The following is a 26408-nucleotide window of genomic DNA, read 5'->3' on the forward strand; positions in this document are numbered from 1 at the left end:
ACCGATGCTTGATTACATTCGCGACGGTCAGGAGATCTATCGCCAGTCTTTCGCGACGATCCGCGCCGAAGCCGACCTGTCGCGCATTCCTGCCGACCTCGAAAAACTCGCGGTGCGCGTGATCCACGCGTGCGGGATGGTCGATGTGATCGACGATCTCGCGTTCTCCGACCATGCCGGCACAGCGGGCCGCACGGCGCTCGCGCAAGGCGCGCCGATTCTCTGCGACGCCGGCATGGTCGCGCAAGGCATCACGCGCGCGCGGTTGCCGGCGAACAACGACGTGATCTGCACGCTTACGCATGAACGAGTGCCCGCGCTCGCTCGCGAACTCGGCAATACGCGCTCGGCCGCCGCGCTCGAATTGTGGCGCCCGCATCTGGGCGGCAGCGTCGTCGTGGTCGGCAATGCGCCGACTGCCCTCTTCCATCTGCTCGATATGCTCGACGCCGGTGCGCCGAAGCCCGCGCTGATTCTGGGCTTTCCGGTCGGCTTTGTCGGCGCGGCGGAATCGAAAGCGATGCTCGCAGAGAATTGCCGTGGCGTGCCGTATGTCGTCGTGCATGGCCGGCGCGGCGGCAGTGCGATGGCTGCGGCCGCTGTCAACGCGCTGGCAACGGAGATCGAATAAATGACAGCGCAACAACGTGCAGGGCGTCTATATGGACTCGGTGTCGGTCCAGGAGACCCGGAACTCATCACGCTAAAGGCATTGCGTCTGCTCAAGGCAGCGGCCGTGGTCGCCTACTTCGTCGCGAAGGGCAAGAAGGGCAACGCGTTCAGCATCATCGAGGCGCATTTGCATGACACGCAGCAGCAACTGCCGCTTGTGTATCCCGTCACGACCGAAGCGCTTGAGCCGCCGCTGTCGTATGAAGCGATCATTGCCGACTTCTACGACACCGCGGCCGACATAGTCGGGGCGCATCTGGATGCGGGGCGCGACGTCGCCGTGATCTGCGAAGGCGATCCGTTCTTCTACGGCTCGTACATGTATCTGCACGACCGGCTCGCGGCGCGCTACGAGAGCGAAGTGGTGCCGGGCGTCTGCTCGATGCTCGGCGGCGCGGCCGTGCTCGGTGCGCCGCTCGTGTATCGCAACCAGAGCCTGTCGGTGCTCTCGGGCGTGCTGCCGGAAGACGAACTGCGCCGCCGTCTTGCGGATGCAGACGCCGCTGTCGTGATGAAACTCGGGCGCAATTTCGACAAGGTGCGGCGCGTGCTCGGCGAACTCGGACTCGCGCACCGCGCGCTGTACGTCGAGCGGGCGACGATGGGCAACCAGCGTATCGTCCCGCTCGCCGAAGTGGACCCGATGGCGTCGCCGTATTTCTCGCTGCTCGTCGTGCCGGGGGAAAAATGGCAAGGATGATGCCGCCCGCCATCGTCATTCTCGGCGCGGGCGCGCTGGATACCGCGCGGCGCATACAGACGCTGTATGCGGATTCGCAGGTGCATGCGCTGCAAGGCCGCGTTGAAGCCGACGTCGCGTACGCCGAACTGAGCCCGCATCTGCGCGACCTGTATGCACGCGGCACGCCCATTGTCGCGCTGTGCGCGGCCGGCATCGTGATTCGCTGCGTGGCGCCGCTGCTGTCGAACAAGGGCGCCGAGCCGCCGGTGCTCGCCGTCGCCGAAGACGGCAGCGCCGTCGTGCCGTTGCTCGGCGGCCTCGCCGGCGTCAACGTGATGGCGCGCGAGATTGCCGCCGCACTTGCCATACCGCCTGCAATCACCACGAGTGGCGAGTTGCGGTTCGGCACCTGTGTGCTCAATCCGCCGGATGGTTATGCGCTTGCCGATATCGGCCAGGGTAAGCGTTTCGTGTCGGACCTGCTCGCCGGCGAAAGCACGCGGGTCGAAGGCGACGCGCCATGGCTCGACGATGCGCAACTGCCGCGCTCGCCATCCGCGCGGCTGGCGATTCGCATCACGCCTCGCGCGTGGAATGGACGCGACGACGAGCTTGTGATTCACCCTCGCAGTGTGGTCGCAGCGGTAACGCTTGAGGCTGCTTCAACGCCCGCACAGGCAAACAGCGCCGCGACATCAACCGCAGACAAGGACGCCGCCGCCGAAATCGCGGCTCGTGTGCGCAACTCACTCGAAGCGCACGGCCTCGCGTCCCTTTCGCTTGCCGCGTTGCTTGGCTCATCGGAACACATGGCAGAACCGGCGCTTGCCGAAGCGGCCGCGCTGCTGAACGTGCCGCTGCGTTTTACGGACGGCGACGCAGCAATCGGCGACTCGCCGGCCAGCCTTTTACGCGCCGCCCTGCGCATTCCCGACGAAACGTTGCACGACGATCCTGTGCAAGGCGTCGCCCTCGCTCTATCGCCGCTCGCGGTCGATCCCGGCACGATAGGACGGGCGCGCGGCCGGCTGACGGTGATCGGCCTCGGCCCCGGCAGCGCGGAACTGATGGTGCCCGCGGCGCGTAAGGCGCTCGACCATGCCACCGATATTCTCGGCTATGAGACGTACGTGAAAATGGCCGGCCCGCTGCGCGCCGGCCAACGCGTGCACGGCACCGATAATCGCGAGGAAATGCAGCGCGCGCGCCATGCGTTCGAACTCGCGAGCGCGGGACGGTCAGTGGTGATGGTGTCGTCCGGCGACCCCGGCGTGTTCGCGATGGCCGCGGCCGTGCTCGAAGCGCTCGACGCCTCCGAGGACAGTGCGTGGGCCGCTGTCGAGCTCAGCATCGTGCCGGGTGTATCGGCGGCAATGGCTACCGCCGCGCAAGCCGGCGCGCCGCTCGGCCACGACTTCTGCATGCTGTCGCTGTCGGATAATCTGAAGCCCTGGAGCATCATCGAGAAACGCTTGCGACATGCCGCACAAGCGGACCTCGTCATGGCGTTCTACAACCCGATTTCGCGCGCGCGTCCGTGGCAACTCGATAAGGCGCTCGATATCGTTCGTGAATATCGGGCGGCGCATACGCAGGTCGTGCTCGGCCGCGACATCGGCAGGCCGGGCGCAACGCTGCGCACGGTGACCCTGGGCGAGCTGCGCTCAGCGGATGTCGATATGCGCACGATGCTGATCGTGGGCTCCTCCACCACGCGCCGCTTCACCAGGGGCGTGCAGTGGGTCTACACGCCGCGCTGGTACGAGTAAGCCCCGACGGATAGTTACGCCGCGGCCTTCATATCGTCGATCGCGCGCTGCCTCACGCCCAGGTCGTCCCACAGTTCCGGATGGCAGGTGAACACCAGAATCTGATGCCGCGTGGCAGCGTCGATCAGCGCCCGCTTGATCGCATCCCGCCGTGCGGCGTCGGTATGCACGGCCGCATCGTCGAGCATCAGCAACGTGGGCCGGCCGGACGCCTTCAGCAGATCGGCATACGCGAGCCGCGTGAGAATGCCGAGTTGCTCGCGCGTGCCGAAGCTCAGCGCTTCGAGCGTGTCTGCGCGGCCAAAACGATCGAGCGTCGCGGGACTCAGATCGTCGCCGAGCGCGATGGTCGACTGCGGAAAGATCCGCTTCAGATAGTGGCCGAGCCGTTCCGTTAACGGCGCACGCAATTGGGCGACCGCCGCATCGCGTTCCGCGACGAGCACTTCGTCGAGCAGACTCAACGCGCCGGCGCGCAAGCTCAGTTCCTCTTTGCGGCGGATGGCCTGCTCCACTTTTGCGTCGAGCGCTGCAAGACGCTCGCCGAGCCCTGACGCGCCCACGGTCTCCAGCTGGCTGCGCAAACGCGCGATGCTGACCTGCCGCTCGTGCTGGTCCTGACGCGCAAGTTCCGCCGACGCGCGATAGCGCTTCGCCTCGGCCGCCGGGTCGTCCAGACGCACGGCTTCGAGTTCGCGCGCCCGCGCTTCGCGCTGCTTTGTCAGCGCCTCGACCTGCACACGTTGTTCGACGATCTTCGCCTGCCACTGCGCGCGGCTGCGACAGAACGCCGGGTCGCTCAATTGCGCTTCCTTGCGCTGCAACTGAAGCGCGAGCGATTCAGCCGTCGCAATGCCGGTGGAACGCTTCTCGGTTGCCTCGTTCAGTATCTTGCGGGCACTCTCCAGCGCGGAGGCTGCGATTTCGGCGCTGCGCCGCGCTTCGTCGAGCGGCAGCGCGGCCGAGACGTCGGGCAAACTCGTCAACCGCTCGTTGGCGGCCTGCGAGCGCGCGGCGGCCGAAGCCAACGCGGCGCGCAGCGCGTCGATGCCCTGCGGCGCGTACGCTTCCAGCACCTTCGCGTGACTCTTCTGCTGCCCGACGAGCGCCTTCCACTGTTCGTGCCTCGATTCGGCTTCGGCAAGCGAAGCGACGCCGAGCGCTTGCAACAACTGCGCATGCTGCGCTTCGAGCGCGGCGAGTTCCGTGATTCGCGCGGAGAGATCCGAAACGCCCGGAATCACGTGCAGTTCACCAAGCTCGCCGAGGCCAATCCGCTTTTCTTCGTCGACACGCAATACGCCCGTGCCGCTGATGGACGCATCGCCCACCGTAATCGGCCCACTCAACCGGTATTCGATGCGCGTCATGGCCGCTTCGGTGCGCGCACGCAACACGGTCAGCGACGCATCGAGCGATGCGAGGCGCTTGAGCTTCGCCTCGTCTATTTCAAGGGCGGCTGCAGCGCGCGCGGCTGCTACGAGCGCTTCGTTGGCTTCGCTCGCGGCGGCAATCGCCGTTTCGAGCCGTTCCAGTTCAGCACGATGAAGACCGATCTGGTTGCGCAGATCCGCAGCACTCACCGCCGCGTTCGCCAGTTCGAGCGCGCGGTTTGCATCGGTAAAAGCCTGCTCAAGTTGCGCGACGCGGGTTGCCGCCTGCGCATATCCGGTTTCGACCGCCGCCACGTTCGCGCGCGCCGTGTCGAGTTGCTGACGCTCACGCATCACCGCTGTTTCCAGTTCCACCGCGGCCTGTTCGTGCTGCAACGGTAGCGCGAGTTCAGCCTCGCTGACTTTCAACGCCTGCGCGAGTTGGTCTACGCTGCGTTCGAGTTCCGCAGCCGCATCGGCGCGTTTTTGCGCGAGCACGGCCTTCTCCTCGTGGAGTTCCCACGGCCGTTTGCGTTCGGTTTCCTCGAAGGCCTGCTGCTGCGCGGCAAGCCGCGCGATGTTTTCATCGAACTGTTCGCGCTGCCGGTTCAGATCGTCGCGCTCCGCGATCAGCGCGGCGAGCGCGGCTTCAGCTTCCGCGAGCGGCCCGGTGGATTTCTGCGTGCGTGCGGTCAGCAGTTGCCGAAGCTCGCGTTGCACGGCGGCGATCAACGCATCCTCGCCCGCCGATTCGCGGCTGCCGGACAATTGCGACAACGCATCGCGCAGATACTGCGCCGCGTGACCTGTCGAGTCGCGCATATCCTGCGTGCCGCCCTGCTGCACCCACAGCAGCCCCGGAACACCCGCGTTTTCCGCCTTCAACGGCCCGCGCGCGGCACGCGAAAAGCCGAGCAGTGCGGCGAGCTTGTCTTCCGCTTCGTCTTCGCCGAAAACGGCCTGGCCGATCTTCAACTCACAGCGCTGACGCGTGACGAACTGCTTCGACAGGCGGCATGCAACGCCGTCGAGATCGAAGCTCACCTCGACCGACGGCTGCCCGCTCGCCTTGCCCCAAGGCAGCAACTCCTTCAGATGCGAGGCCTTGTAGCGTTCGAGAAATACCGCACGCACGGCCTCGGCAATCGTGCTCTTTCCGGCCTCGTTCGGTCCCACGAAAAGATTGAGACCGGGCTGCAGGTCGTCGATAAAAAGACGCCCGGTGAATTGTTTGAATTCCTCTATCGCGATGCTCTGAAGCTTCATGCGGACCTCGCTTCGCGCGGCAATTCACGTTGAAACCGCGCCAGCAGCAATAATGCCTCTGCCGCGCGCTTGACCTGTTGCGGGTCCGACTGCGGGTCCTCCTGCATGCCTCGCAAACGCGCGACGACTTTTGCCAGATAGCCGCTTTGCGCGCCGAGTTCGGCAAGATCCTCTGTAGTGGGTAGCACCTGCAAACCGCTCAGATCGACACGCAATGCACGCACGCGCGCACGGGTCTCTTCGACGGCGACATGAAGCGCCTCGGCGTCGGCCAGCGCGGCCGTGCCGCTCACCCAAACGCGCAGCACGTCGCTGCTGCCCAACGTGGCGAGGCGCGTCTTCAGCGAATCCACATCGGTCGGCACGGAAATCGTTTCGTCCCAGCGATGCCACTGGTATTGCCCGACTCGCACCGCCTCGACCGCGGGCTGTGCGCCGGGCTCGCTCAGCGTGACGTCGAGCATGAAGCCGGGATCGTTCGCGCGAAAACGGTCCTGCTCGTGCGTGCCCGCGTACCAGGTGCGCTCGTCGACGCGAAAGTGGCCGTGCCAGTCGCCGAGCGCGAGGTAGTCGAGACGCGCGCTCGCGGCGCGCGTCGGCGAAATCGGGTTCGAGGAGTCGATGCCTTCCTGCAGAATGCCGCTCACGCTGCCATGCGCGAGGCCCACACGGTGATAACCCGGCGGCGTCTCGACGGTATCGAAAAAGCCGGTGGTGTCGTCGTAAGTAATGCGCTGCGTGAGCGGCGCGCACAGCACCGCGCAACGGCATGCGTCCAGCAACACGACGCCGGGTGCGAGCACGAGGCGCACGTTCGGCGGCACGCAATTGAGACGCTGCGCACGCGTCCAGACGCTTTCCACGAGCGCCGCGTCGTGATTGCCAGGCAGCATGATCCAGGGGCCCGCGAAGGCTTGCAGTGCGGCGAACAGGCGGCGAATCACCGTATCGGATACCGTCTGCAGATCGAACACGTCGCCTGCCACCAGCACCGCGTCGACCTGGCGCGCGGCTGCCTCGTCGGCGATGCGGCGCACGGTGTCGAAGCGCGCCTGTGCCAGATGCGCGGCCTCCTCCGGCTCGAACTGGCCGAACTGCGTGCCGATTTGCCAGTCTGCGGTATGCAGAAACCTGATCACTGTGCCTCCATTGCGTTCAAATGCATTCCCGCGCGGCGCATGCTGCTCACGCCGCCGCGGTTCAACCCTCGATGTTACCGCGCCGGCGGCGCAAACAGCGACCAAAACGGCCGGATCGCGCTCAAGCGGCGCGATGCCGCGCTCTTCAACGTCATTCGCCATCATCCGGCATCATTCAGCGCGGCTCGACTCGCCCTACACACCGCGCGGCGCGCGGCGCTAAACTCGCGTTTCCGGACCCTGGCTCTCTCGCCGATGAACAAAGCACTCGAACTGAAGAAGGCCAAACGCACGCCGTTGCTGCTCCTTGCCGCGGCGGCCTGCGTTTTCGTCGTCACGGCATTGATGCCGCGCGGCGTCTGGATCGACGGTATCAAGGCAGTGGCCGAAGCCGCGATGGTCGGCGCGCTCGCCGACTGGTTCGCAGTCGCCGCGCTGTTCAGGCGCGTGCCGATTCCAGTGGTATCGGCTCACACGGCGATCATTCCGCGCAACAAGCACAAGATTGCCGACAACCTCGCCGTGTTCGTGCAGGACAAGTTTCTCGACGTGCCGTCGCTCGTCGGTCTGATCAAGAAGCACGATCCGGCACAGAGCATCACGCGCTGGCTGACCGAGCCCGCCAACACCGCGCGCCTCGGCAATTACGTCGTGAAACTGACGAGCGGCATTCTCGATCTGACCGACGACGTGCGCATTCAGGTGTTCATCAAGGACGCATTGCGCGATGTGCTCGCCAAGGTCGACCTCTCGCAGTCAATGGGCTCGATTCTCGACACGCTCACCAAGGACGGCCGCCACCAGGAACTTCTCGACGCGGGCATCGAACAGGTCGTCGCATTGCTGCGCGAACCGCAGGCGCGCCAGTTCATTGCGGAACGTATCGTCGATTGGGTCAAGAGCGAATATCCGAAGATGGAGAAAATCCTGCCCTCCGCGTGGCTCGGCGAGAAAGGTGCCGAGACTATCGCGAACGCGGTAAACCGGATGCTCGAACAGGTCAGCGAAAACCCAACGCACCAGTTGCGCCAGAAGTTCGACGACGCCGCGCACAAGCTGATCGTCAAGCTCAAAAGCGATCCGGCCTTTCTGGAAAAAGGCGAGGAATTCAAGCGTTATCTGGTGGAAGGCGAAGCGCTCGCCTTGTATGTGAAGGACATGTGGGGCGAACTTCGCGCGTGGCTCAAGCGCGATCTGCAAAGCAGCGAATCGGCGTTGCATGCGCGAGTCGTCGCGGCGGGCCAATGGGTAGGCCGCGAACTCGCGAACGACCCGGCGCTGCGCCAGTCGCTCAACGATCACCTCGAAGACGCAGCACGCGCAACGGCGCCCGAGTTCGCGCAATTCCTCACACGGCATATCAGCGACACCGTGAAGAACTGGGACCCGCATGAGATGTCGCGGCAGATCGAACTGAACATCGGCAAGGACCTGCAATATATCCGCATCAACGGGACCGTGGTCGGCGGCTTCATCGGCTTGCTGCTCTATGGAAGCTCGCTAGTATTCGACTTGCTGCGCATGCATATTGGCTGAGCCGGCAGTTCTGGCGAACCGCGACGCAAAGCGCCTACAATCCGGGCATAGGGTTTGCTCAGCCGCAGTGGCCCATACGGCACCGTGCCGCCGCCGCATCTACCGCGCGCGAGACTACAAGCGACCGCGGAAGCGGCCGCGCCACTCAAACGGACAGTGTGCTCATGAAAATATCCTTACCGCCGCATGGGCGGTCGAACCGCGTTTATCCGCCCGCCGCTCCGAGTTTGCATGGTCTCGCGTCGGTCATTACCGGCGTGGTCGTGGTCTGCGCGCTTTACTTCGGCCGCGCGGTGCTGATTCCGATCACGCTCTCCGTGCTGCTCAGTTTTCTGCTCGCGCCGCTCGTGCAGATGTTGCGGCGGCTGCATATGGGCCAGTTGCCGTCCATTTTCATCGCGGTGCTGTTCGCCCTGGCCGCACTGCTCGCCGTGGGGGCGCTGATCGGCGCGCAGCTCGTTCAACTGGCGGGCGACCTGCCGCAGTACCAGGTTGCCATCGAACGCAAGATTGAAACCGTGCAGGAGAAAACGATCGGTCGCGCCGATTCTCTGATGAGCCGCGCGGCGGCCACGCTGCAACGCGTTGCGCCTTCGAAGCCGCCGCCACGGCCCACTGGCCGGGCGGCGCGCAACGCCCCGGCTGTGCCCACACCCGTCGAAGTCCACGAGCCTTCGCCCACGCCGTTGCAACTCGCGCAGCGTGCGCTGTCGCCAGCCATCGCGCCGATTGAAACCACCTTCATCGTGCTGGTGGTCACGATCTTCATTCTGCTGCAGCGCGAGGACCTGCGCGACCGCCTGATCAGTCTCTTCGGCTCTCGCGATCTGCATCGCACGACGACAGCGATCAACGACGCCGCGGTGCGCCTGAGCCGCTATTTCGTCGCGCAACTCGGCGTGAACCTGAGCGCAGGCGGTGTGATCGCGATCGGGCTCGCTATCATCGGCGTGCCAGGCGCGTTGCTGTTCGGCGTGATAGCGGCGCTGCTGCGCTTCGTGCCATATATCGGCATCTGGATCGCGGCGATTCTCGCGGTGTTTCTCGCGGCAGCCATCCAGCCGCAATGGACGATGGCGGTCTACACACTGATTCTCTTTATCGTCGTGGATGTGGTCGCCGGGCAGATCGCGGAGCCGCTGCTTTATGGCCACCGTTCGGGGCTGTCGCCGCTCGCGGTGGTCGTCGCGGCGATTTTCTGGAGCTGGCTGTGGGGGCCGATAGGCCTCGTGCTGTCCACGCCGCTCACGCTGTGCGTCGTGACGCTTGGGCGCTACGCGGATCGTCTGAACTTTCTGACGGTGCTGCTCGGCGACCAGCCGGCGCTCACGCCCGCGCAGAATTTCTATCAGCGGCTTCTTGCGGACGATCCGCATGAGGCGATCGTGCAGGCGGAGCGTCTGCTGCGCGAGATGTCGCTAATCGACTACTACGACACCGTCGCGCTCGAAGGGCTCAAGCTCGCGCGCAACGACGCGATGCGCGGCGTGCTGATGCCGGACCAGTTGGCCCGCGTGAACGAAGCGCTGGTGGACATCGTCGAAAATCTGGAAATCGCCGATGGTTTGCCGGACCGGCTGATACGCGCCGAGTCTCCAGAAGCGCTCGTCGCGGCTTCCTCAGCGGATCTTTCCGAGCGGAACGATAGTTCGACGCGAGCGCATGCTTCACCACAGAGTGACAGCGAAAAAGCGGCGGTGCTCTGCGTGCCCGGACGCGGCGCGTTCGACGAAGTCACGACGGCCATCGCGGTGCAACTGCTCGGACGCTTCGGTTTTGCGCCGATCATGGCGACGCACTCGGGCTACCGCAGCGCGCACGCCGACGAGCCGAGCTACAAGAACGCGCCGATCATCTGCATCGTCACGCTCGACGCTCCGGAATCGCCGCCGTATCTGCGCAATATGCTTCGACGCACACGCCAATGGCGGCCGAGAGCGGCACTCGTGGTCGGCGTCGGCGGCACCGCGGAAAACGGGCATGAGACAGGAACGGGTGCGACTGCCGCTTCACACTCGGCACCGACCTTCCGCGCGATGATCGAGGAATGCCAGCTGGCGGCCTCGTCGCTTCACACGCGTCAGCATTCGCACGTGGCGAGCAGCGCGGATTGAGCACGGTGATTGGCCAACCGCGCGCCCGTTAGCGTGGATCGAATCGTGGCGCGCCTGTACCCAAAATGAGGACAGGCGCGCGTAAGCTCTCCTCCATACTTCGCTCATCGCTTTTTTCGTATCGCCGCGCGTCTAAAACACTCACAGGCGCGGCGCACCCGAAAACGCGGCGAAAATCGAGGAGACATGCATGACGCGCAGTTTCAAACCCTACCCCTTTGCGCCGCGCCATTACGAGGGCGCGGCGCCCCCGCTCATCGACGGAAACGATCCCGTGCGGCGGCCTGTGGCGATAGTCGGCGGCGGGCCGGTCGGCATGACGCTCGCGCTCGCCCTCGCCCGGCAAGGCGTGCGCTCGGTGCTGATCGAGGCCGACGACAGCGTATGCACCGGCAGCCGCGCAATCTGCATTTCGCGGCGCAGCCTGGAAATACTCAAGCGCCTTGGCGCCGTGCAAGGCTTCCTGCAAAAAGGTCTGCCGTGGACGGGAGGCCGTAGCTTCTATCGCGACACCGAAGTGTTCCGCTTCACGATGCATCAGGACGACGAGCAATCGTTGCCGCCGATGATCAACATCGCGCAATATCAGATCGAGCAGTTCCTGCTCGACGAACTGGAGCGGCATGCGGATCTGATCGACATCCGCTGGCAAACTCGCGTGACCGGCATCGAGCAATCCGACGGTTCCGACGCGCCGCGCGGCGCAACACTCGCGCTGCGCACCGGCGACACCGCGTGGCGCATGCACGCCGATTGGGTCGTGGCGTGCGACGGCGGGCGCAGCACCGTACGTGAAGCGCTCGGTCTGAAGCTCACCGGCACCACGTACGAAGGTCGCTACGTGATCGTCGATATCGCCTTGCACAGCGAGCGCGCGACCGAGCGCCTCGCCTATTTCGATCCGCCGTCGAATCCGGGTTCCACGGTGCTCGTGCACAAACAGCCGGACGACGTTTGGCGTATCGACTACCAGCTTCGCGATGACGAAGATCCACAGGCGGCCATCGAGCCGGATAATGTAATTCCACGCGTTCAGAGCGTGCTCGACGCAATGGGCGAAACGGGCGAATGGTCGCCGATCTGGATCACGGTCTACAAGGCAAACGCGTTGACATTGGAGCGTTATCGCCACGGCTCGATACTGTTCGCCGGCGACGCGGCGCATCTTGTGCCGATCTTCGGCGTGCGCGGCGCCAATTCAGGCATTGACGACGCCGACAACCTCGGCTGGAAACTCGGCTGCGTGGTCAACGGCATTGCATCGCCCGATCTGCTCGACAGTTATAGCGACGAGCGCGTGTTCGCCGCGCGCGAGAATCTGAGCTACGGGATGAAAAGCACCGAGTTCATGGCGCCGCCCACGTTCGGGTTCGAGTTGATGAGAACAGCGGTGCTTGGGCTCGCCGAACATCATCCCGCTGTGCGGCCGCTGATCAATCCGCGGCAAACGCACCCGATCGCGTATGTCGAATCGCCGCTCAATCGCGTTGCGGCAGACTGCGTGCAGGCAGCCGGCGCATTGCCCGTGGCGAGCCGATTTGCCAGCGGTCCCGCGCCTGGCAGCGTGTTACCGGAGTGCAGGCTGCAGCGCATTAGCGACGGCAAGACGGTCGATATGCACGTTACCGATCTGCTGGCACCCCGCTTCACGGCGCTGCGCTTCGGCATGGATTCTTCGCAAGATGCCGAATGGCAGCGCATGCAGGACGATCTGAAGAGTCGTGCGATTCCATTCAACACGATCATCGTCGTCGACACGAACGTCAATCTGGGTGCAGACAGCACTGCCGTTATCGATCACAGCGGCCGCCTGCATCACATGCTCGACGCAACCCCGGGCACCGTCTATCTGATCCGCCCGGATGGCCATGTGCTCGCGCGCTGGCGCGACGGCACGGCAGCCGCGACACACAGCGCGCTTATCGCCGCACTGAACATTCGGAGCAAGGAGAGACAGTCATGACCGATAGCGATCTCGAGCACATATATACGACGCTTTGCCAGAACATCACGGCCGAAGGTGAAGCGCAGGCACCGCTCTATCTCGCCCGCCTTGCACTGCTCTGCATGACCGAACTCGATGACACGCAACGCGCTTTGTCCCTCATCGAGGCGGCTCGCCTGCCTTCGCCGGGAGCAGTCACGGCGACATAGGTTGAAGAGAGCACGACGAACCAGGCACAAAAAAGCCGCCGCGAGTTGACCCGCGGCGGCTTTCTGCTTCAGCGAAGCACCACTGCTATATCTGCTAGATCGGCTATATCGGCTTCAGTACAAACCCAGCGTGCTCGCATGCAAACGCGCGAGACCGAGCAGCGCGTCCGTGTATGGCGTTTGAACACCGGTCAGTTGTCCGAGTTCGCGCACCGCGCTCACGAGTGCGTCCAGTTCCACGGGCTTGCGCGCCTCTACGTCCTGCAGCATCGACGTTTTCATCGCCCCGAGTTTGAGCGTGACCGCATGCCGGTCCTGCGGTGCCTGATCGATCGGAATGCCGAAGCGCGCGCCGATCTCCTTCGCTTCGAGCATGATGCTCGTGACGAAGTTGCGCACCAGTTCGTCGCTGAGAATGCGGTCGGTAGTCGCGCCGGTCATTGCGCTGATGGGGTTCATTGTCATGTTGCCCCAGAGCTTGTACCAGACATCGCGCTGGATCTGCTCCGACATCGACGCATTGAAGCCGGCTGCGACGAGCGCTTCAGTCAACGCCTTGACGCGTTCGCTCGGCCGGCCGGCAGCCTCGCCGACGATCAACCCATTGCCCTGATGATGCCGGATCACGCCAGGCGCCTCGACGAGGCAGCTCGCATGCACCACGCAGCCCACCGTCTGCTCGCCCGGAATCGCCGCGGCGATGGCGCCGTCGGGATCGACCGACTTGAGCCGCTTGCCCGCGAAATCGCCGCCGAGCCCGTCGCAGAACCACCACGGCACGCCGTTCATGGCGGTGAGCACGAGGGTTTGCGGCCCGAGCAGCGGCGCGATATGCGCGGCCACCGACGCCATGGCAGGACCCTTGACCGCCACCACCACGAGATCCTGAACGCCGAGTTCCGCGGAATCTTCGGCCGCTCTCACGCGAACCGTCTGCGTTTCGCCGCCTTCGATCAAACGCAGGCCATGCTCGCGCAACGCGGCGAGCGTCGCGCCGCGCGCCACCACACCGATCTCGTGGCCCGCTTGCGCGAGCTTCACGCCCATCCATCCGCCAATCGCGCCTGCGCCGTAAATCACTGCTTTCATTGATTCATTCCTTGTAACTCGCGTCGATGCGCTCCACGCGACGCACCAGCGCATCGTACACATCCTGCCCCGCGCCATGACGCGGATCGAACTGGAGCGCGTCGCGCGAACAGCGGATCGCCACTTCTTCGGGGACCGGCCGCGCCTTGCCCATCGAGAACGTCGCCATCTGAATTTCGCACGCGCGGTTCAGTGTCCAGAGAATCGCAAAAGTCTGCGGCAACGTGCGGCCCCACGCAAGCAGTCCGTGGTTGCGCAAAATCACCGCCTGCCGGTTGCCGATATGTTCGACGAGCCGCGGCCCTTCTTCCGCATGCACGGTGATGCCCTCGAAATCGTGATACGCGATCCGGTCGTGCAACTGAGCGCTGTAAAAATTGGTCTGCTGCAAGCCGTCTTCGAGGCACGCCACCGCGACGCCCGCCGTGGTGTGTGTGTGCATCACGCAATGCGCGTCGGGCACGCCTTCATGGATCGCCGCGTGCACGACGAAGCCGGCCGGATTGACGGGATAACGCGAGTCGTCCAGCACGCGGCCCTGCGCGTCGATCTTCACGAGATTGCTCGCCGTGACTTCGCTGTAGTGCAAGCCGAACGGATTGATCAGAAACTGCCGCTCGCCGCCGCTTACGCTTTCCGGCACACGCAACGTGATGTGGTTGTAGATCATCTCGGTCCACCCGAGCATGTCGAAAATCCGGTAGCACGCAGCCAGCTGAACGCGCGACTGCCATTCGTCGGGGTGCATTCCGGTGCTCTTCGGCGCACTCGCCGCTGGCATATCAAGTGTCGTCATCGATCTCTCCATGGTTATCTGCTGGCTGCAAATGTGCGTATCTGCCGTTGTGCGCCGCCGTTATGCGCCGTCGTTACGTGCCGCCGTTATGTGCCCGATACGACCGCGGCAATGGACGATGCGACGTAGTCCGCATTGCGCGCATTCAAGCCTGCTACGCACATGCGTCCTGAGCGCAAAACGTACACCGCGTGTTCGTCGCGCAAACGCTCGACCTGGCTTGCGGTCAAGCCCGTATAGGTGAACATGCCGCGTTGCGCGACGTAACGCGCACGCATCACTTCATCGACGCGGCCGGCGAGCCCTGCGTGAATCGTGCCGCGCATCGCAAGAATGCGCTCGCGCATGGTGGCGAGTTCCGCTTCCCACGAAGCGCGCAACGACACATCGGACAGCACGTTCGCGACGAGGCGCGCGCCGTGCGTCGGCGGATTGCTGTAGTTCGCGCGCACGGCGGACATCAGCTGACCGAGCACGCGGCTCGCTTCGTCGGCGTTCTTGCACACAACGCTCAGTGCGCCGCACCGCTCGCCGTACAGCGAAAAATTCTTCGAAAACGAATTGGCAGCGATCAGCGGTACGCCGGCCTCGGCCAGCATACGAACGCAAGCGGCGTCTTCTTCGAGGCCCGCGCCAAAGCCCTGGTAAGCCATATCGACAAAGGCGATCAGCTTGCGACGCTGCAGGACCGGCACGAGTTCGGTCCATTGCTCGACGCTGAGATCGACGCCGGTGGGGTTGTGGCAGCACGCGTGCAGCAACACGACGCTGCGCTCGGGCAAACGGTCGATGGTGTCGATCATATCGGCGAAACGCAGGCCGCCCGTCTGTTCGTCGTAATACGGATAGGTGTTGACCGTTAGGCCCGCGCCCTCGAATACGACGCGGTGATTCTCCCAGCTCGGGTCGCTGATCCACATTTGCGAACCCGGGAAATAGCGTCGCAGGAAATCGGCGCCGACTTTGAGCGCGCCAGAGCCGCCAATGGTCTGCAACGTCGCGATGCGGCCTGCGGCGCGTGCTTCGCTGTCTTCGCCGAATACCAGCGCCTGTGCGGTCTCGCGATAGAGCGGCAAGCCCGCCATCGGCAGATAGGAACGCGGGCCGATTGCGTCGAGCAACGCCGTTTCTGCGCGGCGCACCGCGTCCATGACGGGCAGCTTGCCGGCGTCGTCGAAATAGATGCCGATGCTCAGGTTGACTTTGTTCTGGCGTGGATCGAGCTGGAAGTCTTCGTTGAGACTCAGAATCGGATCGCCGGGATAAGCGGGGATATGTTCGAACATGGCATTTCCTTGAAAGGAGCCCTGAGATGTTGCGCCGACATTGCGTCGACGGCCGGGCGAGACTGAAAGTCTAAGCGTCTTTACGTGCTCCCGTCGATTGGGACAAGTGTCGACGAACGCGCCCCAATCAACAATCAACGGATTTTTCACGATTCGTAAGTTTTTCTTTAGAATCGAGCGATGGCACTTACTCGCATCACCATCCGTCAATTCGAGGCGTTTCTCGCCATTGTCGATCTTCAAAGCATCGGCGCGGCAGCGCAGCGGCTCGGCCTCACTTCGTCGGCAGTCAGTCAGTTGCTCGCCGAGCTTGAAACGGAACTGGGCTTTCGCCTGTTCGACCGGACCACGCGGCGTGTAAATCTGTCGAGCGCGGGGCAAGACTTCCTCGCGTCGGCGGAATCGGTGTTGCGTCACGTGCGCGCCGCCGCCCAATCCGCCGACGATATCCGCAACCGCGCGGCCGGCATTGTCCGGATCGGCGCGCCGCTGGTGCTGGCGTCCACTGCGTTGCCGGAGGCGATTGCCGAGTACGCGCGCGACAAGCCGAAGGTGGTCGTGCGCATTTGCGACACGGTGGTCGAGCAACTCGTGGAGCGTGTGGAGAGCGCGGACGTAGATCTCGCGGTTGGCCCCGACAGGCCAAGCGGTGCACGCGTGCGCCGCGACTCCGCATTCGCAAGTCCGTGGGTGATGTGGTGCGCGCCGTCGCATCCGCTCGGCACGCGAAGGCGTGTGCAGTGGCAGCAGTTGCGCGATATCCCTATCGTCGCTACAGGCCGCGATCACGAACGCGCGGTCGACCAGATGCTTGCAAACCTGCCGGTCGAGGCACGCATCGTTCCAGTCGATGTGGTGGACAACGTGACGACCGCTTTCGGCATCGCTTCGCGCGGACTTGCGGTGACGCTCGCGCCGGCCTACGTCGCGCCGCTTGCGCTCACTTTTGGGCTGATCATGAAGCGGATCGTCGAGCCGGAGACCATCCGCGAGGTTTGCGTGTATCGCTCGACCGAACGCGCGCTGTCACCGCCTGCGGCCGGCTTTGCTGATTTCCTGTTGCCGTGGCTCAAACGCTGGGACCGCGAGACGCAAGCCGATGCGCGCGCGAGACGCGGTTGAAAAAGGGTTGAGTACGGCTCGGCAAGATCCCCATCTCAGCCGCGTTGAGGCGCTAAGCACAGCGCGAACAGTTGCCTCTGACTGGAAATGCCAAGCCGCGCGTATGCACGCTTCTGATAAGTGATAACGCTCGTGGGCTTGACGCCCATTTGCGCGGCGATCTCGACCGCTGTCGCGCCATCGAGCGTGCCGCGAAGCACGACGAGCTCACGTGGCGTAAGCGCGGGACAGATTCGTCTGACGCGTGCAAGCATGGCCGCTGCCGGGCCTTCCTGATGCTGCCCATGAAGCGCGTAATGCCCTTTCGCTGCGTGCGCAAACAGATGCGCGAGGCTCTCGACCCGTTCCAGCTCGCCCGCGCTGAACGTGCCGTACGCGCGATCACGGTATAGGTTGATGGACAGCCACACGTTTTCCACGGGCTGCAGGAGCAGCGACAAGCGGTCGGATACGTTGGGCTGCGAGTAGCACGCTGCGCGATACGCTTCGTTCGGGATTTCTTCGCTTTGCTGCTGATGCAGAACTAGCGCGTCGTTCGATCGCGCGCCGCGCGCGTTTCCGATGATCGCCCTATTGCCGTCCAGTGCATAAAAGTGCGTCGCGTAGCGTTCTGCAACGTCGCGCAGAAAACGTCCGCCCCGATGATCGGCGGCGGAAATAGTGCGCGGTCGCGCGTCGAATTCGTACGCAAACACGGTGCACTGCGAAACCGGCAGCATATCGCCCACGGTTTTGAGCATGCTGGCGGCAAGTGAGTCGGCGTCGCTGTGCGAAATCGACATGACGAGCTCGGCCGCACGCGCGGTGCTGACCTGTTCGCTTCGATGCGGCGGGGAAATGCGCCATGAACGCATGATGGCTTCGTGCTCGCGCGGCGTGGATTGTGTTGCGCCAAGCGTAGCACAGCGCGGCGCTGGTATCGACGGCAGTATTCGCAGCGCCGTTGCCGCCTACGCGCTGCATTTGTGTTCGAGCTTATTTCCCTGAAAACGAGCCGCGTTGCAGCGTCACCATTCGCGGGAGTTCGATCGTGAAGACCGTGCCGTCCGCTTCGTCCGACTTCACGCTGACGCCACCGCCGTGCATCCGCGCAATCTCCTGCACGATATGCAGACCGAGCCCGAGGCCTTCGCGTGAGCGGGAGCCGCTGTTGTTCGGGCCGAATGCCTTGAATAGATGCGGGAAAACTTCAGCAGGAATCACGCCGCGGTTGGCCACCTTCAGGCGAACGCAGTCGGCGGCTTCGCCGTCCACCTCGACGCTGACGTCGCCGCCCTCAGCGCCGTGATGCAGCGCGTTGCTCACCAGATTCGACACTGCCTGCCAGACGAGATCCGTATCCCATGCGCCCGCCGTATTGCCGCGGCTCGCGAACACGATACGCTTGCCGTTCTCGCGCGAAGTGAATTCGTCGATTACCGATCTGCATAGGGTCGCGAGTTCGATCGAACGAGGTTGCAATGGCAGACGTCCGCCTTGCAGACGCGCGAGATTCAGCAACTGCTCGACCATGCGCGCCATGCGCAGCGAACTGTTTTTCACACGCGCGGCAACCGTTGCCGATTGCGGGTCGGCGGCGGTGCGCATCAGATATTCCGCAGACGCGAGCACCGCGCCGAGCGGCGTACGCAAATCGTGGCTAAGCACCGCCATCAGCATCTCATTGGCTTCGAGCATCTGACGCGTGGTCACGAGTTGCGCGGCAAGCTGGCGCTTCTGCTGTTCGAGCTGAACGAACACGTCCACCTTCGATTGCAGAATGCGCGGGTCGAACGGCTTGTATAGAAAATCGACCGCGCCTGCTTCATAACCGCGAAACGTGCGCGACGCGTCGTGCGCGGTTGCCGTCAAAAAGATGATCGGCACATGTGTCGTGCGAGGGCTGCCGCGCATCAGCGCCGCCAGTTCGAAACCGTTCATGCCGGGCATGTTGACGTCGAGAATCGCGAGCGCGACTTCGTGCTTGAGCAGCAGGTCGAGCGCGGCGGTGCCGGAATCGGCTACGAGCACGGCGACGTCTGGCCGTGTCAGCAACGCCTTGAGCGCAGTAATGTTGTGAGCGATGTCGTCGACAATCAGAATGTTCACGGGTGGGTTCGACATGGCATCGGGTCAGAGAGAGGCCGGCAGAGCTGCAAGCTGCCGTGCCATTGTTTCGGGAGAGAAGATGTAATCGGCCGCACCGCGTTCAATTGCGGTACGCGGCATTTCCGGCGAAGTGGCGGTGTCCGGTGCCTGCACCCACGTAAGGCCGCCGAACGCGCGCACTCGCTGCAGACCGCGCGCGCCGTCGTCGTTGGCGCCGGAGAGCAGCATGGCCAGCAATTGATCGCGATAGACGCTCGCCGCGGACTCGAACAACACGTCGATGGAAGGCCGGGAGAAGCGCACTGCTGCGTCTGTTGACAGTGCAACTGTCCGGTCCACTTCCACCAGCATGTGATAGCCGGGCGGTGCTACATGCACGCGGCCCGGCATGATCTGTTCGCCCGCGTCGGGCTCGACCACGGGAAGCAGGCAGCGGTGCGCCAACGCGTGAACGAGATAGCTCGGCGGATCGGGCGGCAGATGCATGACGACCATCACGGCGGGCGCAAAGCTCGCTGGCAGCGAGGCAAGCAGCAGGTTGAGGACTTCCATGCCGCCTGCCGAGCCGCCGATCAGGACGAGCTCGCAGGTGCGCCCATTTCGCGCGCCTCGCGGAGCGTCTTCGGGCGACTGGATCGATGTGCGTGGGATCACGGTGGTGTCAGCGTTTCTGGTAAATACGCTCGCCCGGACGAAACTCGTCGAAGGCTTCGTAATGGCTTGAAAAACGCAGCGTCTCCTTGCTGCCCAGGCCGAGAAAACCGCGCCGTACCAGCGCATTCTCGAAGAGTCCCAACGCGCGGTCCTGCAAACCGCGATCGAAATAGATCAGCACGTTGCGGCACGACACGAGATGCGCTTCGAGAAAGACCTCGTCGGTCGAGAGGCTATGGTCGGCGAACACCACGCGGCCTTTAAGCGAACCGGCAAAGCGCGCACCGTTATAGGCCGCGTGATAATAGTCCGACAGCGAGCGCTTGCCGCCGGCCGCGAGGTAATTCTGCGTGAAGCCTTGAACGCGATCCAGCGCGTAGATCCCGGCCTCGGCGCGCGCGAGCGCGTCCGGGCTGATATCGGTTGCATAGAACAGCGTGCGCTCGGTCAAGCCCTCTTCGTCGAAAAGAATTTTTAGCGACCACAACTCCTCGCCGGTGCTGCAACCGGCCACCCACACCTTGATGGACGGATACGTGCGAAGGCGCGGCAACACGTGCTCGCGCAGCGCGAGAAAATACGCAGGATCGCGAAACATATCGCTGACCTGCACAGTGAGGTACTGGAACAGCCGCGAAAACTGGTCGCTATCGCGCATGATGCGGTCCTGCAATTGCGACAGCGTGCTCAGTCCAAATTCATCCAGTGCCTGAGACAGACGGCGACGCAGCGACGACATCGCGTAGTGACGGAAATCGTGCTGGTATTTGAGGTAGATAGCCTCCAGCAGCAATTTCAACTCTATGTCGAAATCGCTCATGCGTTGCCGTGCGTCTAGTTCGAACTGGCTCATTGCTTTTTCCGTGTCTGGACCGTTGTCTCAGCTGTTAGCGTTGGCGCAGCCAGACACGGCAGAGCGCAACGAGCTTGTCCACGTCGATCGGCTTGGACACGTAGTCGTCGGCGCCCGCTTCGAGACAACGCAGGCGATCGTTCGCCATCGCCTTTGCCGTCAACGCGATGATCGGCAGATGCGCAAAGCGCGGATTGCGCCGAATCTCGCCCATTGCGGTTAGACCGTCCATCTCCGGCATCATGATGTCCATCAGTATGAGATGCACTTCGGGGCCGTTTTCCAGCGCTTCGAGCGCTTCGCGGCCATTGCGCGCAATCTGCAACTTCGCACCGAGCGGCTCGATCACATGCGAGAGCGCGAAGATGTTGCGCACGTCGTCTTCGGCAAGCAGGATTGTGCGGCCTTCGAAGGCGTTGTCGCGTTGCCGCACGGTGCGCAGCATGCGCTGCTGCTCCGGCGCGAGCGACGACTCCACGCTGTGCAGGAACAGCGTCACTTCGTCGAGCAGGCGTTCAGGCGACTTTGCGCCTTTGATAATGATGGATTTCGAATAGCGGCGCAGGCGGTGTTCGTCTTCATCGGAGAGCATTCGCCCCGTGTAGACGATCACCGGCAATGACGCATGCTCGGCGTTTCCGGCCAGGCGTTCCAGCAGATCGTAGCCGGTGCCGTCGGGCAGCGCGAGATCGGTTACCACGCAATCGAACGAGAAAGTTTCGATGTGTTCGAGCGCTTCGGCCAACGTGGCGACCGCCACGATCTCGGTGTTTTCACTTTGCAGCAACGCGCGGATGCTTTCGCGCATCGCTGCGTCGTCTTCGATCACCAGTACGCGTTTGAGGTGCTGCTGCAAGCGCGCTTCGAGCCGGCGGATCGCGGCTTCCATCGTGGAGCGCGCCGTCGGCTTGAGCGTATAGCCGATTGCGCCGAGATGCAGCGCCTTGTCCGCGTGGTCGGTGGCAGACACGATGTGGATTGGAATATGACGCGTGAGCGGATCGTTCTTCAGCCATTCGAGCACGGTGAGGCCCGAACGATCCGGCAAGCCCACGTCGAGCAGCACCGCCGCAGGGCGCATGTCGCGCACGAGAGCGAGACCGCTCGCCGCGCTGCTCGCATGCACGAAGTCGAAGTCGAGTTCATGCACGAGATCGCGAAGGATTTCGGCGAACGCGAGGTCGTCTTCCACCGCGACGATCAGACGGCCCGCACGCGTGCGGTTGTTGCGGTCGTCGGCAATCGACGCCGCGGCTGTATCCGGCGCGCTCCCCGCATCGCCCGCATACGCCACGCTTGCTCCGTTGTGACGCGCTTCTGTCATCAATCCGTTGGCCGGAGTAATGACTGTCGACGCACCGCCGCTCCATGACGTAGCAGCAAGCAGCGGCTCGCCCCGCGTGTCACCGGCGGTCTCTGCGTTGCCTGCCGCCCGACCCTGCGCCGCGGCGGTTGCCGTAGCCGTACCAGCCGCGGCGGCTGTGTTCTCGCCGTCGGCCGCCAACGCTGCGCGCGCGTCGAGCGGCAACCACAGCGTGAAGACGCTACCCTTGCCCACTTCGCTGACAACGGTGATCCGGCCGCCCATCAGCCGCGCAAATTCCCGCGAAATGGACAGGCCGAGTCCGCTGCCGCCGTACTGACGACTGGTGGATCCGTCAGCTTGCTGGAACGCTTCGAAAATCATCTCCAGCTTGTCGGCCGCGATGCCGATGCCGGAATCGCGCACATCGATACGCAGCATGTCGCCGTCCGCAGGTGCGACCGATAGCGCAACCTCGCCGCGCTGGGTGAACTTCACCGCGTTGGACAGCAGATTGCGCAATATCTGCGTGACACGCTGGCCGTCGCCGATGAACGTATCCGGCACACCCGGCGAGCGGTCGAACGCGAGGCTCAGGTGCTTCGCATCCGCCATCGGCTTGAACATCTCTTTGAGCGATTGCAGCGTTGCGTCGAGCGACACGGTTTCGAGTTCGACAGTCACCTGCCCCGCCTCGACCTTCGACAGATCGAGGATGTCGTTGATCAGCACCAGCAGGTCGCTATTGGATGCGTGGATGGTTTCCGCATAGCGCACCTGCTCCTCAGTCAGATTGCCGCTGCGGTTCTGTTGCAGCAACTTCGCGAGAATCAGCGAACTGTTCAGCGGCGTGCGCAACTCGTGCGACATGTTGGCGAGGAACTCGGATTTGTAGCGGCTCGATTGCTCGAGGCGCTCGGCGTTTGCCGCAAGGTCGTCCTGCGCGCGCAGCAGATCCGCTTTCTGCCGCTCGAGGCGCTGCGCATACTCTTCGAGTTGCACGTTGGTCTGTTCGAGCTCGGCCTGCTGCGCTTCCAGGCGCGTTTGCGATTCGAGCAGCGCGCGGCCGCGCTCTTCGAGCCCTTCGTTCGAAACGCGCAATTCCTCCTGCTGAACCTGAAGCTCCTCGTTCAACTGCTGCGTTTCGATCAGCGCATCTTGCAGTCGCTCGCGATACAGCGCCGCTTCGATGAAATCGCCCATGCTGTCGCTGACGAGTTCGATGAACTCTTCGTCACGCGGCGCAAGTGCGCGGATAAAGCCCAGTTCCACGACGCCGTTGACTTCGCCTTCGCTCCTGATCGGCATGATGATCAGGTTCTTCGGCGAAGCTTTGCCGGTTGCAGAAACGACTTGCACATAGTTTTCCGGCACATCGCGCATCACGACCATACGGCGCGAAAGTGCGGCTTCGCCGACCAGCGTGTCGGCCTCGCTGAGATCGCGCCCGGTGGCCTGCTCGCCCTCGCGGCTAAAGCCGTAAGTCGCGATGCGGCGCAACGTGCCGTGCCGCTTGTCGCGCACATAAACGGCGCCGACGGCAGCCTCCATGTACTGCGCAAGGCAGTCGAGCATTGCACGGCCGACGAGTTGCGGCGTGGCCGCGCCAACCACTCGCTCGGCCAGCATGCGTTGACCGGAGCGCAACCAGACCTGCTTTTCCAGCGCTTCCGTCTGTTCGGCTTGCTGGCGTATCGCTTTGTCGTAGGTCCCCGCCAGGTTGAGCAGTTCGCGCCGGCCCATCCATGCAAGCAGACCGTTCACGCCGATGCTGAAGATCAGGAACACGCTGACCAGTATCCCGGTGACGCGGCGCGATGCCTCGCTGCGCTCCTGACGCAAGCGCAATTCGACTTCGAGAAAATCGTTGAACTCCTTTCGAGTCTCGTCGAATTCCATCTTGCCGCGCCCGCTCGCCACGGCACTCGTGACGTCCTGCATTCTGCGGCGCGCATCGATCATGCTTTCGGCGAAGCGAGTCCAGCGGTCCTGAATTGCCTGAATCTGCCTGAGCTTCTCGACTTGCGGCGGATTATCGGCAACGAGGCGCTGCAGGTCTTCCATTTGCGCCTTGAACTGCGGTCCGCCGTTTTCGTACTGCGCGAGGAAACTTTCGTTTCCGGTGATCAGAAAGCCGCGCATCGACGATTCACGATCGACGGCGAGCCGCAACATTTCGTTGGCCTTGCCGACCACGCGCTCGGAATGCTCAGCCCAATTCGTGGTGGAAACCAGGTATCCGATGAGCCCGACAAACACGGCTATCGTGATCAGGCCGACAAAGAGAGGTAAGGCGATGTTGCGGCGGACGATGCCGCGAAAGTAACGTTCGTCGACAACCTGAGATGCGGTCATTTTTTCTATATTCAGCAAAACGGATCATTGCGATCCGGAATATTTTTCGGGTTTTCCGCGTGGTGTTTTCGGGTTCTTACACAGCCGCATAATCATACAGGACGGACTTTGCATTTTGCGTGCGCCACCGCGCTCCGCCTTGCTGGACAAGGCCGAGCAGATACACGCAACTTTGCCGGGGCGCGCGCGGTCAATGATGCGAACCCTGTCCACCTCTTTGACCCATTCATGCTTCGACGTCCTTTCTCCTGCCGATGACAGTTCACGCTTTCGCCGCTGTTGCCCGTCTCCATCTGCGTCGCGCGCTGACCCTGCATGTCGCGCGGCCTGGCGCCTGGCTTGGTACCACGCCTGTGGCTGCCCATGTGGCCGCGCTCGCCGCCGCGCTCATGTTGCATGCGTCGATCGCGGCTGCAGCCCCGGCTGCCGATGCAGCGCCGCAAGCAAGCGGCATCACGCGTGTCGCATTGCACGTCGAGCCCCCCGTGCAGGCGTCGCCGGTGGTACCGGTGCCGCCCTCCGAGCAATACCCCGACCTCTACCGGGACGTGCAACTGGCTCACCTCTATCCCGACAGCAAGACCTTCGCCGACATGGTGCCGCTCGCGCCGCCGGCGCAAATTGCCGCGGCGTACGAAACCGCCAGGCAGCAACCGGGTTTTAACCTCGGCGACTTCGTGAAGCGCAATTTCACGCTGCCCGTTCGTATGTCGAAGAGCTATGTGTCCGATCCGAACGAGGACGTGGTGAGTCATATCGATACGCTGTGGAACGTGCTGCGCCGTGAGCCGGATGCCGCGGCGAGTCCGTGGTCGTCGCTGCTGCCGCTGCCCGATGCCTACATCGTTCCGGGCGACCGCTTCGACGAGATTTACTACTGGGACTCGTACTTCATCATGCTGGGTCTGGAAGCAAGCGGACACCATGCGTGGGTCGTCGACGAACTGAAGAACTTTGCGACGCTGATCAATCGCTATGGCCACATACCGAACGGCAATCGCACTTACTACCTGAGCCGCTCGCAACCGCCGTTCTTCGCGCAGATGGTGCGGCTCGTGGCCGAGAAAGACGGCGACGCCGTCTACGCGCAATACCTGCCGGAACTGCAACGCGAATACGCTTACTGGATGGACGGCAGCGAGGGGCTGCCCGCGGGTCACGCGAACCGGCACGTGGTGCGCCTCGCGGACGGCTCGCTCCTCAACCGCTATTGGGACGAACGCGCGGCGCCGCGCGACGAGTCGTATCGTGAAGACATTGCGACCTCGCAGCAAACGCCGCAACGCAACGCGGACGATCTGTGGCGCAACCTGCGCGCAGGCGGCGAAACGGGTTGGGATTTCAGCTCGCGCTGGTTTGCCGACGGCAAGACGCTTGCCACGGTCGATGTGACGTCGCTCGCGCCGATCGACCTGAATTGCCTGATCGTCGATCTCGAACGCGCACTCGCGAAGGCGTACCGCGTGCGCGGCGACGTCACGCATGCGGAGAACATGTCGCAGCGCGCCGCCACACGAGCCGACACGATTCGACGTGTGCTGTGGGACCCGCAATTGCAGGCATTCGGCGACTATGACTTCGTACATCGCACGCTCACGCACAGGCTGACCGCGGCCACTGTTTATCCGCTGTACACGGGGGTTGCGAGCCGTCAGCAGGCGAAGGCCGTCGCCGCGACGTTGCAGCGCGAGCTGTTGCGCCCCGGCGGCCTTGCTACCACCAGGGTCGCGACCGGTCAGCAATGGGACGCGCCAAATGGCTGGGCGCCGTTGCAATACCTCGCGGTGATCGGGCTGCGTCGCTATAGCGAACCGGCGCTCGCGCAAACCATCGCGACGCGCTGGATCAAAACCAACGTCTCGTACTATCAGCACACGGGCAAGCTCGTCGAAAAATACGATGTGGATGCAGCGTCGCCCGGCGTGTCCGCGGGCGGCGGCGAGTATCCGTTGCAGGACGGCTTCGGCTGGACAAACGGCGTGTTGCGCACACTGCTCGCGCTTTATCCGCAAGCCGCGGGCACTTCACGCCCAAGCGATATTCCAGCCGGTCCGGCGGGCGTATCGGCAGCGGCAGCGTCCGCCGCTGCCGCGTCCAAAAACACGCACCGGCTGCAGGGCACGCGCGTGAATCCGTAACCGTGACGGTTGCGCAACC

At 63.7% G+C, this 26408-nt stretch carries 19 protein-coding genes; 9 read left to right on the top strand and 10 right to left on the bottom strand.

Annotated features, from left to right (window positions below; genetic code table 11):
- Positions 1-4: 4 nt before the first annotated feature.
- From H281_RS0114770 to cobJ, 3 genes are read left to right on the top strand one after another with little or no spacing between them, the layout of a single operon-like run.
- The gene (locus tag H281_RS0114770) at positions 5-631 is read left to right on the top strand and encodes a precorrin-8X methylmutase (protein WP_020067896.1); all 627 of its coding nucleotides are present in this window, start codon (positions 5-7) and stop codon (positions 629-631) included.
- A complete protein-coding gene (locus H281_RS0114775; RefSeq protein WP_020067897.1) occupies positions 632-1372 on the top strand; it encodes a precorrin-2 C(20)-methyltransferase in 741 nt (246 codons plus the stop codon).
- Positions 1369-3123, top strand: a complete 1755-nt coding sequence (gene cobJ, locus H281_RS0114780; protein WP_027804610.1) for a precorrin-3B C(17)-methyltransferase — start codon at positions 1369-1371, stop codon at positions 3121-3123. The genes H281_RS0114775 and cobJ overlap by 4 nt, the downstream gene beginning before the upstream one ends.
- Positions 3124-3137: 14 nt before the next feature.
- Here the strand turns inward: cobJ and H281_RS0114785 are convergent, their stop codons facing one another.
- Both H281_RS0114785 and H281_RS0114790 read right to left on the bottom strand, forming a co-directional pair.
- Entirely contained in the window at positions 3138-5762 is a 2625-nt protein-coding gene (locus H281_RS0114785; protein ID WP_020067899.1) for an AAA family ATPase, read from the bottom strand.
- Positions 5759-6901 (bottom strand): metallophosphoesterase family protein, encoded by a 1143-nt coding sequence (locus H281_RS0114790; RefSeq protein ID WP_020067900.1) that lies wholly within the window; start codon positions 6899-6901, stop codon positions 5759-5761. Before H281_RS0114790 ends, H281_RS0114785 begins: the two co-directional genes overlap by 4 nt.
- A gap of 255 nt (positions 6902-7156) precedes the next feature.
- Here H281_RS0114790 and H281_RS0114795 point away from each other — a divergent pair, with 255 nt between their 5' ends.
- The 4 genes from H281_RS0114795 (at position 7157) to H281_RS0114810 (ending at position 12705) form a co-directional block, all read left to right on the top strand.
- Positions 7157-8437, top strand: a complete 1281-nt coding sequence (locus tag H281_RS0114795) for a DUF445 domain-containing protein (protein WP_033379576.1) — start codon at positions 7157-7159, stop codon at positions 8435-8437.
- Between the two features lie 164 nt (positions 8438-8601).
- Entirely contained in the window at positions 8602-10551 is a 1950-nt protein-coding gene (locus tag H281_RS0114800) for an AI-2E family transporter (protein WP_020067902.1), read from the top strand.
- A 190-nt stretch (positions 10552-10741) separates the two neighbouring features.
- Positions 10742-12514, top strand: coding sequence for an FAD-dependent oxidoreductase (locus tag H281_RS0114805; protein ID WP_020067903.1), 1773 nt, complete (start codon positions 10742-10744; stop codon positions 12512-12514).
- Positions 12511-12705, top strand: a complete 195-nt coding sequence (locus H281_RS0114810; RefSeq protein ID WP_020067904.1) for a hypothetical protein — start codon at positions 12511-12513, stop codon at positions 12703-12705. Before H281_RS0114805 ends, H281_RS0114810 begins: the two co-directional genes overlap by 4 nt.
- A gap of 114 nt (positions 12706-12819) precedes the next feature.
- Here the strand turns inward: H281_RS0114810 and H281_RS0114815 are convergent, their stop codons facing one another.
- From H281_RS0114815 to H281_RS0114825, 3 genes are all read right to left on the bottom strand, one after another.
- Positions 12820-13794: a 2-dehydropantoate 2-reductase gene (locus tag H281_RS0114815; RefSeq protein ID WP_020067905.1), complete on the bottom strand. Its 975-nt coding sequence runs from the start codon at positions 13792-13794 to the stop codon at positions 12820-12822.
- Positions 13795-13798: 4 nt separating this feature from the next.
- Positions 13799-14590: a class II aldolase/adducin family protein gene (locus tag H281_RS0114820; RefSeq protein WP_020067906.1), complete on the bottom strand. Its 792-nt coding sequence runs from the start codon at positions 14588-14590 to the stop codon at positions 13799-13801.
- Between the two features lie 86 nt (positions 14591-14676).
- Positions 14677-15876, bottom strand: coding sequence for an amino acid aminotransferase (locus tag H281_RS0114825; RefSeq protein WP_020067907.1), 1200 nt, complete (start codon positions 15874-15876; stop codon positions 14677-14679).
- A gap of 180 nt (positions 15877-16056) precedes the next feature.
- On the opposite strand from H281_RS0114825, the gene H281_RS0114830 reads away from it, so the two are divergent.
- Positions 16057-16998: a LysR family transcriptional regulator gene (locus H281_RS0114830; protein WP_020067908.1), complete on the top strand. Its 942-nt coding sequence runs from the start codon at positions 16057-16059 to the stop codon at positions 16996-16998.
- 35 nt (positions 16999-17033) lie between these two features.
- On the opposite strand, the gene H281_RS0114835 is transcribed toward H281_RS0114830, so the two are convergent.
- From H281_RS0114835 to H281_RS0114855, 5 genes are all read right to left on the bottom strand, one after another.
- Entirely contained in the window at positions 17034-17852 is an 819-nt protein-coding gene (locus tag H281_RS0114835) for a helix-turn-helix transcriptional regulator (RefSeq protein ID WP_020067909.1), read from the bottom strand.
- A gap of 121 nt (positions 17853-17973) precedes the next feature.
- On the bottom strand, positions 17974-19101 hold the full coding sequence (locus H281_RS0114840; RefSeq protein WP_027804612.1) for a hybrid sensor histidine kinase/response regulator: 1128 nt from the start codon (positions 19099-19101) through the stop codon (positions 17974-17976).
- A gap of 9 nt (positions 19102-19110) precedes the next feature.
- Positions 19111-19740, bottom strand: a complete 630-nt coding sequence (locus H281_RS0114845) for a chemotaxis protein CheB (protein ID WP_020067911.1) — start codon at positions 19738-19740, stop codon at positions 19111-19113.
- Positions 19741-19747: 7 nt separating this feature from the next.
- Positions 19748-20593, bottom strand: coding sequence for a CheR family methyltransferase (locus H281_RS0114850; protein WP_020067912.1), 846 nt, complete (start codon positions 20591-20593; stop codon positions 19748-19750).
- A gap of 34 nt (positions 20594-20627) precedes the next feature.
- The gene (locus H281_RS0114855) at positions 20628-24251 is read right to left on the bottom strand and encodes a response regulator (RefSeq protein ID WP_020067913.1); all 3624 of its coding nucleotides are present in this window, start codon (positions 24249-24251) and stop codon (positions 20628-20630) included.
- Between the two features lie 389 nt (positions 24252-24640).
- Between H281_RS0114855 and treF the strand changes: the two genes are divergently transcribed.
- Positions 24641-26389, top strand: coding sequence for an alpha,alpha-trehalase TreF (gene treF, locus H281_RS0114860; protein WP_241077885.1), 1749 nt, complete (start codon positions 24641-24643; stop codon positions 26387-26389).
- Positions 26390-26408 lie beyond the last annotated feature (19 nt).

The organism is Paraburkholderia caledonica (genome assembly GCF_000383275.1).
In the GTDB taxonomy this organism is placed as follows: domain Bacteria; phylum Pseudomonadota; class Gammaproteobacteria; order Burkholderiales; family Burkholderiaceae; genus Paraburkholderia; species Paraburkholderia caledonica.